The sequence below is a fragment of the Rhodococcus sp. TAF43 genome (assembly GCF_052113525.1).
Classification (GTDB): Bacteria; Actinomycetota; Actinomycetes; order Mycobacteriales; family Mycobacteriaceae; genus Prescottella.
Genome location: NZ_JBFRDL010000015.1, coordinates 1 through 13990, shown reverse-complemented (window position 1 = coordinate 13990; position 13990 = coordinate 1). Strand labels below are relative to the sequence as shown.

General features: G+C 63.9%; 15 protein-coding genes and 1 pseudogene. 9 read left to right on the top strand and 7 right to left on the bottom strand.

The annotated features are described in order from the left end of the window. Positions 1-216: 216 nt before the first annotated feature. Positions 217-627, bottom strand: a complete 411-nt coding sequence (locus AB4Z09_RS12460; RefSeq protein WP_442239823.1) for a RidA family protein — start codon at positions 625-627, stop codon at positions 217-219. Positions 628-710: 83 nt separating this feature from the next. On the opposite strand from AB4Z09_RS12460, the gene AB4Z09_RS12455 reads away from it, so the two are divergent. After that, on the top strand, positions 711-1094 hold the full coding sequence (locus AB4Z09_RS12455) for a winged helix-turn-helix transcriptional regulator (protein ID WP_442239822.1): 384 nt from the start codon (positions 711-713) through the stop codon (positions 1092-1094). A gap of 102 nt (positions 1095-1196) precedes the next feature. On the opposite strand, the gene AB4Z09_RS12450 is transcribed toward AB4Z09_RS12455, so the two are convergent. Together AB4Z09_RS12450 and AB4Z09_RS12445 are read right to left on the bottom strand one after the other, a co-directional pair. Then, on the bottom strand, positions 1197-1814 hold the full coding sequence (locus tag AB4Z09_RS12450) for a hypothetical protein (protein WP_442239821.1): 618 nt from the start codon (positions 1812-1814) through the stop codon (positions 1197-1199). Next, on the bottom strand, positions 1762-2229 hold the full coding sequence (locus AB4Z09_RS12445) for a hypothetical protein (RefSeq protein WP_442239820.1): 468 nt from the start codon (positions 2227-2229) through the stop codon (positions 1762-1764). The genes AB4Z09_RS12450 and AB4Z09_RS12445 overlap by 53 nt, the downstream gene beginning before the upstream one ends. Positions 2230-2471: 242 nt before the next feature. On the opposite strand from AB4Z09_RS12445, the gene AB4Z09_RS12440 reads away from it, so the two are divergent. The 6 genes and pseudogenes from AB4Z09_RS12440 (at position 2472) to AB4Z09_RS12415 (ending at position 6183) form a co-directional block, all read left to right on the top strand. Next, positions 2472-3329: a hypothetical protein gene (locus AB4Z09_RS12440; protein WP_114723360.1), complete on the top strand. Its 858-nt coding sequence runs from the start codon at positions 2472-2474 to the stop codon at positions 3327-3329. Positions 3330-3662: 333 nt separating this feature from the next. Further along, positions 3663-3830 (top strand): annotated as a pseudogene (locus AB4Z09_RS12435) (alcohol dehydrogenase catalytic domain-containing protein); the annotation flags it as partial. Between the two features lie 226 nt (positions 3831-4056). Beyond that, positions 4057-4443: an HsmA family protein gene (locus AB4Z09_RS12430; protein WP_114723361.1), complete on the top strand. Its 387-nt coding sequence runs from the start codon at positions 4057-4059 to the stop codon at positions 4441-4443. Positions 4444-4532: 89 nt separating this feature from the next. Then, positions 4533-4907 carry a DUF4259 domain-containing protein gene (locus AB4Z09_RS12425; RefSeq protein ID WP_114723375.1) on the top strand — a complete coding sequence of 125 codons (375 nt, stop codon included), beginning with the start codon at positions 4533-4535 and terminating at the stop codon, positions 4905-4907. 168 nt (positions 4908-5075) lie between these two features. Next, the gene (locus tag AB4Z09_RS12420) at positions 5076-5594 is read left to right on the top strand and encodes a hypothetical protein (RefSeq protein WP_442239819.1); all 519 of its coding nucleotides are present in this window, start codon (positions 5076-5078) and stop codon (positions 5592-5594) included. Positions 5595-5796: 202 nt separating this feature from the next. After that, entirely contained in the window at positions 5797-6183 is a 387-nt protein-coding gene (locus AB4Z09_RS12415) for a hypothetical protein (RefSeq protein WP_442239818.1), read from the top strand. Between the two features lie 163 nt (positions 6184-6346). On the opposite strand, the gene AB4Z09_RS12410 is transcribed toward AB4Z09_RS12415, so the two are convergent. Together AB4Z09_RS12410 and AB4Z09_RS12405 are read right to left on the bottom strand one after the other, a co-directional pair. After that, positions 6347-7141: an alpha/beta hydrolase gene (locus AB4Z09_RS12410; protein ID WP_181818753.1), complete on the bottom strand. Its 795-nt coding sequence runs from the start codon at positions 7139-7141 to the stop codon at positions 6347-6349. 1712 nt (positions 7142-8853) lie between these two features. Then, on the bottom strand, positions 8854-9480 hold the full coding sequence (locus AB4Z09_RS12405; protein ID WP_114721744.1) for a TetR/AcrR family transcriptional regulator: 627 nt from the start codon (positions 9478-9480) through the stop codon (positions 8854-8856). 173 nt (positions 9481-9653) lie between these two features. On the opposite strand from AB4Z09_RS12405, the gene AB4Z09_RS12400 reads away from it, so the two are divergent. Both AB4Z09_RS12400 and AB4Z09_RS12395 read left to right on the top strand, forming a co-directional pair. Then, positions 9654-10514 (top strand): haloalkane dehalogenase, encoded by an 861-nt coding sequence (locus AB4Z09_RS12400; RefSeq protein WP_174913186.1) that lies wholly within the window; start codon positions 9654-9656, stop codon positions 10512-10514. Between the two features lie 457 nt (positions 10515-10971). Next, entirely contained in the window at positions 10972-11586 is a 615-nt protein-coding gene (locus AB4Z09_RS12395) for a DUF6226 family protein (RefSeq protein ID WP_442239817.1), read from the top strand. A gap of 408 nt (positions 11587-11994) precedes the next feature. On the opposite strand, the gene AB4Z09_RS12390 is transcribed toward AB4Z09_RS12395, so the two are convergent. Then, entirely contained in the window at positions 11995-12837 is an 843-nt protein-coding gene (locus tag AB4Z09_RS12390; RefSeq protein WP_442239816.1) for an alpha/beta fold hydrolase, read from the bottom strand. Continuing rightward, complete coding sequence (locus tag AB4Z09_RS12385; RefSeq protein WP_442239815.1) at positions 12834-13085, bottom strand: hypothetical protein; 252 nt, start codon at positions 13083-13085, stop codon at positions 12834-12836. The genes AB4Z09_RS12390 and AB4Z09_RS12385 overlap by 4 nt, the downstream gene beginning before the upstream one ends. Between the last annotated feature and the right edge of the window lie 905 nt (positions 13086-13990).

The window sequence follows — 13990 nt, the reverse complement described above, 5'->3', positions numbered from 1 at the left end:
GCGGAGCTCCGCGACGCCTCGACTTCCGGCGATCGGATCGAGGCAGCCGTCGATGTCATCGACGGCCCAGTGAAGGCGAGGCCCTCGGGTGGGCGCACTGTCACGCACCACCCGAGGTCACCGCTGTGACGTTGGCTCGTAGCGGGATTGTCCTGCGGGACAACCTTCGACGTCGACCCTCGGTCTGTTCCGACACGGGCGACTCCGAGAATGCAGTCAGTCGATGACGGCGGTTGCCTCCACCTCGACGAGCACGTCCGGCTCGAACAGATAGTCCACGCCGATCAGCGATGCCGGCGGTAGCGGCAGCGGGAGACCGATGTCCTCGGCGACCCGTTCGACACTGGTCATGAACTCGCTGATCTTCTCGGGATGCCAGTGCGTGACGTAGAAGGTCAGGCGGAGGACATCGTTGAACGTCGCGCCCGCCCCGGCCAGCCCGGTAGCGGTGTTGCGCAGTGCCTGGGCGACCTGCCCCGGGAGATCGCCTGGAGCCACTGGGGTTCCATCGGCGAGCCGCGCGATCTGGCCGGCCACGTGGACGTGTCGGGTTCCGGAGCCGACGGCGACGTGATGATACGGAGTGGGATGCGTCATGCCCTCGGGCGTGAGGTACTGAACGGTCATGAGAGATCTCCTCGAATTACGAGCTGGATGGGTATAACTTTGATACCTGGTATACGGAGGTCACTTCAACGAGACTAGGTAGCGTGCGCGATACTTCCCCGGCCGTTCGCGGCGAACTCACGATCACCCCGCCTCATCGAGAGCTGCTCGATCAGATCCTCGACAAGTGGTCGTTGGCGGTGCTCAACGAACTGTGCGAGAGGCCGAGCCGTTTCAACGAGCTGCGTCGCGCGATCCCCGCGGTGACACAAAAATCGCTGACCGCCACGCTGCGTCGTCTCGAACGCAACGGCATCATCCAGCGCGAGTTGCTCAGTTCCCGCCCGATCGCCGTCGAATACCGGATCACCCCGCTCGGCAAGACCCTTCGTCACCCGGTCGACGTCCTCCTCGGGTGGGCCGAAACGTACTTGCCGGACATCGACAACGCCCGCGAACGCTTCGATGCCGAGTCGGAACTCGCCTGACGTTCTCGGCGCCGAACAGGTTGGTGAGGGGGAGCAGCAGGGCCGACAACTACACGACTCCTGGGCGCGCCGGGCTGAAGTGCCGGCCACCCAGGAAGCGATTCACTTGTCGAAGAGGAAGTTCCACAGACGCGGATCGGCAGGGTCCCGCCGGCCTGCGATGATGGCGAGGAACTGGTCGAAGTCGTCCGCTAGCGGCACCGATTCCTCGAACTCCGGCTCCTCGCCGAAGACCATCCTTCCGACACCCTCACCGGACGTCACGACTGCGACATACGAATAACCGTCCTTCACCGACACCAGAACCGGAAGGTGGCGGTCCCAGAAACGAACGACGGCCGAGACCTGTTCGTCGGTCACCGCGGCGTCCAAACTCATGATCTCGAACTCGTTCCACGCAAAAGCGTCTTCGCCGACGGCCGAGTAGTCACCTGCGGACAGAAACCACACTGTCTCATCCGCGTTCGACAGGCGCCCGAAGGCAGACGACCACGCCGAGAACTGCGGCGGTACCACCTCGTAACGAGAACCCGGAAACACCACCTGCCGGTCACCTGCAGGCTCCCACGCCCATCCAACAGCACGCAGGGTCGTGATCCCGCTCGAAATCAGATCCGTCACTTCAAAGCCTATTTCCCCAGACCATTCGAGGCGCCGACAGGTTCCGCTACATGGCTGCGACGTGCTGTTCGAGCAGATCGAGATTCTCGCCGTGATCATTGCCGACCTTGGCCAGCAGGCCGGTGGCCAGGAGCAGCCAGGACAGCAGTTGCGCACCCGGTTTACCGGCGAGTGCCGGGCGGAAGTGGATGGTCTCGGTCACGATGTGGCCGCCGTCCGCGGGCTCCATGGTGAGCACGACGCTCTGCCGGATCCCCCGCTGCTTGCCGGAGAACTCGAACACTTCGTTCGGCACGTGCCGGGTGATGGTCCATCGGACGACGTCGAAGTCGCATTCCTCGCCGTGCTTGCTGTCCCAGCCGTGCCCCGCGGCCATCGCAAAGTCGGGCCCGAGCACGGTCTCCGTCTTGTGCTCCTCGTACAGTCCCGTCTCCACCGGGTGGGTGAATGCGTGCCAGATGACGTCCGGGTCACCGTCCAGTCGTCGCCAGTTGGTGAAGGATGCATAGCCCATGACTGCCCCCAGATGATGTGGCCCGGCCGCGATCGCAGGGCGAAGGTTGCTGCAGGAAAGCAGAGTAGCGCCGACGGGTGGGGCGTCATGGGTGGAGGTCGCAGTCGTGAGTGCGTGAGGGTGGCTGTTCATCACCCCTCGGGGGACTATTCGCAGGCAGGGCACCCGACGGACGCTGGAGAGGCCTCGGAAACCGGCCACTCGTCGAGAGAGGTCCCCCGATCGAAAGGACCCCGCCCGCTATGCCCCGTATCCCCGGTACCGCCATCCCCGATGTTCACGAACACGGGCCGCCCGCCGCAGCCCTGCCCGCCGTCGAATCCGTCCGGAAGACGGTCCGTCACCATTGGACCCTGGCCCGGATCGGCATGTACCTGCTGCTCGCGTCCCTGCCGCTGCTCGGGATCTCGGCGCAGGTGTTCGGCGTCGCGCCGATGAGTGCCACCGGCGCGCTGGTGGTCATTCCGCTCGCGGCCGTCCTCGTCGTGTTGTGCGTGATCGCTCCGCACCCGATCGATCGCATCGTCGGCCACGGCCTCGGCTGGGGAATGTTCGCGTGTCTGGTCTATGACGTCTTCCGCCTCGACACCGTCTATCTGCTCGGTCTCTGGGACGACTTCATTCCGAAAATGGGCACCTGGCTCCACTCGGGAACCGACACCCAGACCGGCGCGATCGTCGGTTACCTGTGGCGTTACTTCGGCGACGGCGGAGGAATCGGAATCGCCTTCTTCCTCATCGCCCTCGCGCTAGGCCTCCACCACCGGTCCCGCCGCACCGTCCTCCTCGCGTTCGTCACCGGCGCGGTGGTCCCCGTATGGGCTGGGCTCATTGCAACGGTTGCCCTGTCGTCGCGCGGTGAGCATGACATGTTTCCGCTGACGCCGACGACGATCACGCTCTCGCTGATCGGGCACCTGATCTTCGGCCTCGTGCTCGGACTCGGCTTCCTGCGGGCGCGGGGCCGCCTCGGCCGGCACTGGCCGTGGCCGCCGCTGCTGGCGGTACAGTCCCCGGCCGGTGTGGGACGGCCGCGCATCGAGGCACTGGAGCGCGCGTGTGCTGAATGCGGCGCGCCTGCTGATGCGACCGAACGGTAGCGCTCCCGTAGGCGGCAGCCAGAGTGTGCCCGCGGGATGGTTAGCCGAAGGTGCGGGGCGGGGAGTGAGACGACGGTCTGGACCGCAACGACCCCGCCGTGGTGGCAGCATTGGAGCCAGTAGGGCTGGAATTGCACCGCGCCGATCCGAATCTTCGCCCTCAAAGGGCACAGCAGACATTGTGCGAGCCGAAACCGCTGCGAGGTCTGGATCCGTCCGAAGGAGCGTCCGGAAGATGAGAACCATGCGGTCTGTCGTCGCCGACACGGTAGGTGAGCCGTCCGAGGTTCTGCACCTGCAGACCCGCCCGGTCCCGGCCAGGTCCGGATCCGGGTGCTCGCCGTACCCGTCCATGCCAGCGATCTGCACACCATCCGCGGCCGATACGGATTCATCCCGGAGTTCCCCACCGTGCCCGGAATCGAATCCGTCGGCGTGATCGACGAACTCGGTAGCGGCACAGACGGTCTGACCGTCGGGCAACGCGTCATCACGATCGGGGTCAAGGGCACGTGGCAGGAGTATGTCGTCGCCGACGCCGGGCGGGTCTTGCCGGTTCCCGCCGGCATGAGCGATTCCACGGCCGCCCAGATTCTCGCCAATCCGCTCACCGCCGTGATCTTGACCGGTGACGAGCTCGGCGGCGATGCGTCTCGTTCCGAGCCGACGGCGGCAGATGGCGGCGAGGCGTCGCGGATCGGCATCAAGCCCCGGCTAGTCTCGGGGCATGCTGGCCACCGCGATCATCGTCATCACGTTTGCCCTGGTCTTCTACTCCGTCGGCGTGTGGTCGGAACGCATCCAGAAGACCCTGAAGTGGTGGCATGCCGGCGCCTTCGCGCTCGGCCTGGTCTGCGACGCCACCGGTACCTTCCTGATGAGCCGAATCTCCGACGAGTCATCGGAAACCGGAACATCCACCTTCGACAAGATCATGATCGTCACCGGAGCCGTGGCAATCGTGCTCATGGCCGTTCACCTGGTGTGGGCCGTCATTGTCCTGATCCGCGATCGTCCCTCCGAGAAGGCGAAGTTCCACCAGTTCAGCCTGGTCGTGTGGACGATCTGGCTGGTGCCCTACTTCACGGGGGCCATCGGCGCCATGACCGGCTAGCGCGGCCCGGGCCTGGCCTGCCGACGGCGGAATGTCGGCGCTGTCTGGTTCGATGTCGCCAGAATCGGATACAGGAGGGTGTGGACAGTATGGGGACCTGGGGCAGCGGCAACTTCGACGACGACACCGCCGCCGATCATCTCTCCGACATGACCGGCCGGCTCGTCGACGAGGTGACCAAGGCGATGTCCGGCGACCCGGTCGAGATCGAGCCGGATGAGTACTGGGGTGTCGCGGTGCCGTGCAACCTGGAGTTGCTCCACCTCATCGCGCAGCAGCACTACGTCGGGGTCACCCTGCCCGACCCGGGAACCATCGTCGGCTGGAGAGACCGGTTCCTGGCCGTCTGGGACGGGGCAATCGACGGGCTGGAGCCTGCGCCGGACTACAAGGAGCGGCGACGTGAGGTCCTCGTGCGGACCTTCGACCAACTGGCCGAGGTGGCGGCGGAGCGCGAGGGATGATGGGCCGGGCTGGCGCGCAAGCGGACTGGCGCAGCTGACTGGTCGGCAGACACACGTATCGAGCACCACTGCTCATACGGATCCGGATCCGGTCACGCCCCTTCGGCAGCCGGGTGTCACCGTCGCGCATCTCCATCAGTGCTGTTGATTGATCGTTATCATTTTTGGGTGACTAATCATCTCGATCCTGGTTTGCGGGATGCTGACGGACAGTTGGCTCCCCAGTCCCTGGTGATTGCGCATGACGACTACCACGCGGCGTTCGTCGGGACGGCAGTCGACGGCCGCCAGTTCTTTGTCACGACTCCGTTCGCGTGGGCTAGTGGCGACGCGTCCGGGGCGGAGTTCGCAGCCAGGTACCTGTTCGATGTGGGCGGCGCGCTTGTGGATTCGACGATTGTTCCACTGGGAACCCGACCCGGGGATGGTTCGCTTCCCGGTAACGTCGCGCACTTCGACGAGCAGGAGAATGCCGCCGAGCGCCTGCTTTCGGAGATTCAACCAGTCTCGTTCTGCGACATTACCGTCGCCCCGTTCTCCGTGACGGCGCACGGGCACGAGTTCGGGTTGATCCTTCACGGGCCGGATTCGGAGGACGACCATGAGTGGTACTGGAATGTCACGGTCGAACCGGGCGACTATATGGCCTTCTACGCCCCGTGGGACGACGGAGACTATGACACCTAGGGCGTGTCTCCCGAATACGCGTAGTCGGTGCGCGACACCGTTCAGTGTGTCGCGCACCGAGTATCTGACCGATGAGCAGTGGTCGTTGATCGAACCGTCGCTTCCCTCGTCCGACGGATGTCGGGGCCGCTCGTTCCGGGACAATCGTCGGGTTGTCGAGGGCAGCGTCTACCGCTATCGGGCGGGGATCGCGTAGCGGGACGTGCCGACGGATTTTGTTCCGTGGCAGACGATCTGGAAGCGTCACCGCCGCTATGCCGGCGACGGGACCTGGGACACGATCTTGAATGCGCTACTCGCACACGCCGATGCGAATGGGAGCGATCTGTCGAATTACACGAACCTTTTCGCCGAGCCGGCCGACCATGCGCTCGGACGTTCGCGCGGTGGGCTCGGCACGGAGATCCACCAGCTCGCCGACGGCCACGGCCGACCTCTTGTCCTACTGATCGGGCCAGGTCAGGCCTGCGCCACGCCAAATGTTCCCGATCATGATGAACGCGTTGTCGGTGCCCCGGATCGGGTCTGGTCGAGCCCGAGTGCTGTCACTGGAACTGATCCAGATTTGTGTGATCTGGAGGCCTCGTAAAGTGTGATTACCAGCTGGTCAACCTATCCAATCCGTATGCAGCCCAGCACGCTCCGCCATTCGTGAACACCCTTCCATCACGCTTTTCACCGCACCATCATCGAAACCGGCACCACCTCATACCGACTCAGTCACACGCGAACGCAGGGCTGACCCCCGCGAGTCAGGTCAGCGAACGTGCGAACTTGTCGACACGTTCGGCTACTTCGTCACACCAATGCGGTTCGAACTGCCCATGCGGCATGCCAGGGACAACATCAGCGGTGACGCCGAACCTCCTGGCAGTTCTTCGTGCTTCCTTGACCGTGAAGATCGCATCATTCTCACCGGCAATGACCGTCATCGGGATGGCGGGGATGTTCTTGCGTCGAGGAGGCAGTGCGAAGGTCATGTCGACGACGGCACGATACGAATCGTCTTGAACATGGCTGTGAATTTCGAGCACTCGCTCTTCGGTCGTTTCGGACCCGAGAACCCATTCACGAAAGTAATCCGGCCTTTCCAGGATCGGCATCAGGCTCAGCGTGAGATGACAGCGAAGCCACACCAGTGGATGGCGGCGAATCAAACGTATTGTGAACCCGCGAACCCCCGCCGCCGGCACCGGCGTGAGTAACACGGCGGCCGCAGCGGGGTGTCCCTTCGTCAAATACCGTTGAAGGACAAACCCGCCCATCGAGTGGCCGACAATCAGCGGCGGCGTGGGCAGAGAATCCGCGACCGAGCGGACATCGTCAACAAAGTTCTTGATGCTCGCCCAGCGGAGTTTGTCCCTGCCCTCACTCTTGCCGTGACCGCGCAGGCTCAGTGCATACACTTCCCAGCCGAGCTCGGTCAGCTTGTCGATGAACCCGTAATCCCAGCACCAAGCACCAACCCAAGCGCCGTGCACCAGCAGAATCGGCGGGCCGTTCGGAGTTCCGGCTGGTTTGCGATGAATCAGTTCGAGTTTCGGCACGATCTACCCTCCGTAACAGCAGCTTTCAACAAAAGCTGATCTGCAGAGTGCGACTTCGTCGAACACGGCGAATGTGTTCCTTTTGACGGACCGCTCACCGCTGGGTCCCCAGATCGCATCACCACTCAACCACACGTCGGTGGTCTCGAATCAGAGCGTCATGTGGTCCTGAATGGGGTTGGCGCATGGTCCCCCCGGCCCCACGCGACGCCCTAGACCCTGCCAGCTCCGCCACGGCACTCGTACACCGCTGCCACTGAGTTGCCGCGTACACCCAGCGACTCCAATTAGCCACCATACCCCTCACAGCAGTCTCCATGAAGACCCCTGAACGGGGCCAATCTCCGCGTGAGGGAATCGTTCGCGGTGTCGATTGGTGAACCCAAACGGGCATTCTGGGTGAACACCCTATGGGTGGGTGAGCGCGTGAGCGCGAGAGAGAGGACCGTGCGAGAGATCGATGGACCGAACCGGGCGAACCACCTGTGAGAGCACCACCGATGGATAGAGGGACTCGACCTGGATGGAGAGGTGTTCACCAATGGCGCCGGCCCTGGACGGCAGACTTTGTGGCTAGACCGACCGATCGGTAGTCACACTTAACGAGGGCCCCTGATCACACAAATCTGGATGAGTTCCAGAGTGCAGGCCACTTGTCTTGTCACCACTGAATGCCGCAGTCCCCGAAAATACTTCGCGCAGGCGGCTCGGATCGGATGGCGTAAGGCAATGTCGAGGGCGTGGCGGCCCCGCTGGTCTCGGGTCGCCACATCGCCAACAGCGAAAGGATTGGCAAGGTGCACACGATCAGTGGGGTGTCGATGGGGACCAGAAGGTCGCCACTACGTGCACAGTGACGTCAGGGGACGACCACGTCCGTCGAGACCGGAATGCTCGGGTGGTCGGTCCGCATGGTGAGCCGAACACGTCCCGGGCCCGTACCCACATGCACGTATACCGGCCAGGCGCTCGTGTTGCTCGCAGGGATGTATCGACTCACTGTGCCGGTTTGACCGGTATCGAGGTTCTGCCAATCGATGATCGCAGTTGCGTTGCAGGCCAGGACAGTCGACCCCCACTCGCCCAAAGGTGAGAGGCCCTGCGTAACTCGCAGTTCGACGGAATGGACCGCCCCTGGAGCGCTGGAGTACTCCGACAGTGGTCCGTCGAACGCATTCCCGGAGGCGACCAGCATCCCTGGACAGATGCCGTCTCCCAGTGTCCACACCGGGGCCATCCCGACGTCTGTCATAGCGCACGTTCGTGGTCCCACATTCGACCACCCGAGCTGGCAAGGATCAGCGGCGCTGGCCACACCCGGCGCCGCAACGAACATGGCAGCGCCCATGAGCCCGGCAGCCGCGGCTGAAGTAGATCGATGTGAAATGTTCATGCTCCAAGCATCGCACGGTGTGCCGTGTTCAGTACGTATTGTGTGGATCCTGCTGTGCAGGAACCGTTCCGGCTTCTCTCGATAGGCGGAGGCTCGGCGAACTCGCGCGCCGCCGCCCGCTCCAACGACAACCGAAACATGCAGCGGATCGCCGATGCGGTGAACAGCACCAGCATCTGCTCGAGGAGTCCATCCGTGCGGGCTTCGACGACGGTTTGCCCGCTGAGGCAGATTGATTCGCTATGTGCTCGGTCGGTGACCACACTTTTCGGAGGCCCCTGACCACACGACGCCTGTCGACCCGATATGGCGTCGGACCTCACGACTTCCCGGTAGAGGTGGCCGAAAGTGGGACGACACCTCGCAGATAGGCAGTGAGGATGGATTCCAGGGGGGTGGTTCCGCGGATGACCGTTCGCGTGAACACCAAGGAATCCGTGAGCGAGATCAGCTCCTCGATCCGTTCGTCGGAACTGGGAAGGCCCGCGCTGGTGAGGAGTGACGAGGTCACCTCTCGGGTAACCGCATGGACTTCGGACTGCGTAGTCAACTTCCCCTGAAGCAGGGGAACGTCATCGAGTTCGAGGATGAGTGCGTAGCGGGCTTTCATGTCGTCGCGGCGGTCCGAGAGTCTCTCGACGAGTGCGCCGATCACGTCTGCAAGCTCGGTGATGTTCAGCTGGTGTTCGCCCTGAGGCGTTGCGGCCAGGGCGTCTGCGGCGTGCTTGGCGTCAGCTATCGCGCGTTCGGCGAGCGTGTCGACTACAAGTTCGAGTAGCGCGAGCCTGGTTCTTGCATGATGGGAGGTCGACCCCTGCGGGATCCCGGCTTCCCGGTCGACGGCTCGGTGTGTGAGCGCCCGAAGTCCGTCGCGGGAAATGATGCGGATGGCGCTGTTTGCGACCAGTTCTCGGCGTTCATCGGCGCCGGTTGCTCGTGTAGACACAACCACATGCTACAGGTGTAGCGTACTGGTCAGAATGTGCTACACCTGTAGCGCAACCTCGCGGTGAGGGTTGCTGCGCAGGGGTGGGATTCGGTGGCCTGGGTTTGGTCACCGAGCGCGTGCCGGCCCTGTAGAGCGACGTGAAGAGATGGTCCGGACGAGGAGGGCGCTCAATGATGATCGATTTCGTTCCCGACGAGACCCTGTATCCGTTCGAGTCGCGATGGTTCGACTCGTCTGTCGGTCGGGTGCACTACATCGATGAGGGATCCGGACCGCCGATTCTGTTCTGTCACGGCTCACCGACGTGGAGTTTCCTATACCGCCACATCGTGAAGGGCCTGCGTGACCAGTATCGGTGCATCGCCGTGGATCATCTGGGCTTCGGACTGTCCGAAAGGCCGGAGAATTTCGACTACAGGATCGCTGAGCATGCGACGGTCCTGGGCGAACTGATCGACCATCTGCAACTGGACGGCTTCGTCGTGATGGGGCACGACTGGGGCGGCCCCATCGGGCTGAGCGCGGCAACCGCGCGGGCAGATCGAGTCAGAGGGGTCGTGCTGGGCAACACGGTGTTCTGGCCGATCGATCCACTGGTCAATAGGGCATTCAGCGTGATCATGAGCAGCCGCCCCATGCAACGTCGCATACTCGGGCAGAACCTGCTTGTGGAGCGATTCCTGCTCGGGGAGCTGGGCCGCACGCTCACCGAGGCAGAGGCCGACCACTACCGCATGGTGCAACCCACCGAGGAAGCGCGACGGGGGCTCACGTTCATGCCCAAGGAAATTCGCGCCGCACGCCCGTTATTGGACCAACTCGCCCAAGACGTACCCGCCCTGCTGGGACACAAGCCGACGCTGGCAGTGTGGGGGATGCGGGACATGATCTTCCGTCCGAAGGTGTGTATCCCGCGGATGCATGCCGCATTTGCCGATCTCGACGTCGTCGAGCTACCCCGTGCGCGGCACTTCATCCAGGAGCGCGAGCCAGACGAGATCATCTCGGCAATCGCCAATCGGTTCCCGTGAACAGCGCGGAGGGTGCGAATGCGTGCGCCCGGGTGGCTCATGATGGCTGGATGGCGGCTGGCTGAGGAAGAGAACCGTGAGATGGAGTGGAGTGGATGGATGGATGGAGAGGTGTTCACCTGTAGCTGGTCCTGTTGTGCCGTCGGTTCATTGCGTGAACTGACGGATCGGTAATCACGCTTGGGAGTGGCCGCTGATCACGCCGAATCTGGACTGGTTCCACGGTTGGCGGCGGTCGGGTAGGCGGGGCCGTCGCGACAGGTTGCAGCTTCGCACCTCTGCCGGTGAAAAGCCGAGCACTCGCAAGCGTCGTCGGATCAGATGCCCCCCCACGGCAGGTAGCGTCGCTGTCGTGGGGACAGATCAAGCGCGGTCGTGGTGGGACGAATACAACGACGATATTCTCCGCGCACGCGAAACCGGTTGGGGACGGTACTAGCCGCTGCTGTCCCGACAGATGTGCGAGTTACTCGCCGACGTCGACGCGGCATTCGCGACCACCGGTGCAGCCACTCCTGGATGGCCGCACCCGTACAAGGATGGCCACGCTCCTGACGCGGCAGCGTACGAGAAAGTCACCAACCCGGAGAAGTTCCTGATCGTGGTGGCCAGAGCGCGAGCGTGGACGAAGGTTCTCCTCGACCGCGGCTGGGCGCGAGAAGCATCGCAAATAGATTGGGCGCTCCGCCCCTTTGATACAGGCGGTGCCGACACCGTCCTCGAGCCCGCAGCCGACGGAGCAGTCCCCCTGGTTCTGACGACGCACACACCGGTGGACAACGACCACATCGTCACCGTCACCGTTGCAGCGGGAGACCCTGCAATGAGGTTGGCATCAATTCCCGATTGTGGATGCGACGCGTGCGATCGCGGGTCCGCTGAACTGCTCAGAGATATGGACCGATGGGTGCTGTCCATCGTCGATGGTTCCCTCGCCGTTCACCTCACAACCAACCGCTACTCGGTGCGCGCATCATTCGCCAATGAAGGTGGCACCGTTCAGAATGTCGCCGAACCCACATCGTTCACAGCAGCACCGTGGCCCCCGAACTGGGTGTCGCGCCCCGTCTGAAACCAGGTCGAAACTGCCGCTCGCAGGACCAGCGTTTCCATGATCGGTTGTGGCCCCAACGGATGGGTGGGCATCCAACCATCCAAAGGGGGGTCACCCTTTCATGCCCGTTGTGTTTCACCGACGGAGAGAGCGCGACAGTGGAAAGGTGTTCACCTATGGCGGTTTGTTCTGGGTTGCATGCGGATTGGATGGGTTGACCAGTCGGTAATCACACTTGACGAGGGCTTCTGATGACACAGATCTGGATGGGTGCCACTTGGTGCAGTAGCCGAGTGCCTGGCTCTGGGTTCAGTGTTCGCGGACAAGCTCGGGATGGCCCGTCTTCCACTTTGCTGACTCGCTCGTGCCGTGGGCACCTCAGCGGCGATGTGCTGCGTAGAAGCCGGACCAGCACGGCACTCACCTCTATCCGAGCGTGAGCATCGCCTCGGTGACCTCGCCGACCGCCGCATCGGGTATCGCGGTGGCGGCCTCTTCGAGGACGAGCAGCCGTGCCGTGGGGATCTCGCGCGCGATCGCCTGGCCGTTGCCGACGGGGAAGAACCGGTTGCGGCGGCCGTGGACGACGAGCGTGGGGACCTCGATCTCGGGCAGGCGCTCGCGCCAGCGGGGTTTGCAGCCGAGCCTGGAAAACACCATGCCCATCTGGTTGGCCATCTGGACCGGGGGTGCGGTGCCGGGCGTGCGGTCCCAGATGCGCCCTGCGATTGCTCGCGCGGCGACGGGGTCGTCGCCGAGGATCTCCGCGCCGGCGGCGGCGAACTCCGCGACCGCCTCGCGGTCGGTCCAATCGGGCATCGGGCGCGCGAACAGTCGGCTCATCGTCGCCTGGTCATGGTCGGGGAGGTCATCGTCGGGCGGGCCAGGGGCAACCGGGCGGGTGCCGACCAGGGTGAGCGCCGAGAAGGCGCCCGGATGGTCGAGCACGGCCACCTGGGCGACCATCCCGCCGACGCCGATTCCCGCGAGGTGTGCAGGCCCGCCGCCGAGCGCGTCAGCGATGGCCGCCGCGTCGGCGGCGAGGCCGCGCAGGGTGTAAGCGGGCGCCTCCGGATCCGTCGTCGTCGACTCGCCGCTATCGCGCAGGTCGTAGCGCACCACACGGCGTCCGCCGGCGGCGAGGCGCTCGCACAGCGCGTCTGGCCAGGAGAGCATCGTCGTTCCGCCCGCGAGCAGAACGAGTGGCGCGCCGTCGTCACCGAACGACTCGATGCCCAAGGCGATCCCTTTGGCGTTGATAGTGGTCATCGGATCACCTGAAGACGTTGTAGATCGGGTGCGTCGCGGTCGATGTCGAGCTGGAGGTCGCGGCCGAGGACGACGGCGCCCGAGCGGGTGGTCCCCTCGCGCAGGATCCGGCGGTCGTCGGGGTAGTCGGAAAGCGCCCACGTGTGCAGGGCCTCGCCGCCGGTGCCCAGACCGTAGTCCGGGCTGGGACCGGGCCCGGTGACGAAGCCGTCCAGAGAGACCGAGATGTCGGCAACAATTCGAGTCATGCCAAGGCAGACCCGATCCGCCGCCCAAACTCATCGCTGACGCATGAAATGGTATGGCGGATGCAACTCGATAGCACGACGCGTGAGGCGGCACGTCGGATGTACACCGGACGATCGCCCGCGACCATCTAAGAGGCGCATATGCACGGGTGAAAGCACATGGCTTCTTTGGTGTTCGGGGTGGCCCGGTGAACGTTGGTCACGTCCATGCGTCCACGTTGCGCCGCCGCTTGGAGAGATGGCCCCACGGTGGCCGCCGGTGTGAGTAGTGGATGGATGATGGAGCGAGCGAGCGTGAGAGAGAAGAAGATCGCCAGCTGGCTGGAGAGAGGTGGAAGAAGTGGAGGGGTGTTCACCAATGCCGGTTCATTCTGGCCTGCATGTGGATTGGATAGGTTGACCAGTCGGTAATCACACTTGAGGAGGGCTCCCGATCACACCAATCTGGATGAGTTCCAGGTTAGTGGCGTGCGGGTTGCCCCTAGGGGCGGTTCCACCGCGCAGTTGGGCGCTGAACGCATCCTGAAGTTGTGAACAGCGAGGGTGGCGGGGCCCGCCTACGTTCCGTCCTCCTGGCTAATCCCGAGTGCTCCGGTCGTCTAGAGCAGATTCTCCTGTTCCGTGTCTTGAAGACGCGCCTTGGTCGGGGCGACTGCTGATCTACGATTCGTGCATGCCTCGCGGTCCTGTCTTCGACCCGCTTGATCGAGAGCTCTTCGACACGCAACGGCAGCGCTTTGACTGGAGTCTGTTGCAGAACGGATCCGTGTACAGGTACGACACCCGATTCGGGCTCGACTGCGCTTCTCGGCGACTCGATGAACTCGGCTACCTGGTCCATCGGATCGATCTGCAGCACAGCATCACCGTCACCGACGTGCACACGGTGTTGGCCGGTGCACTGT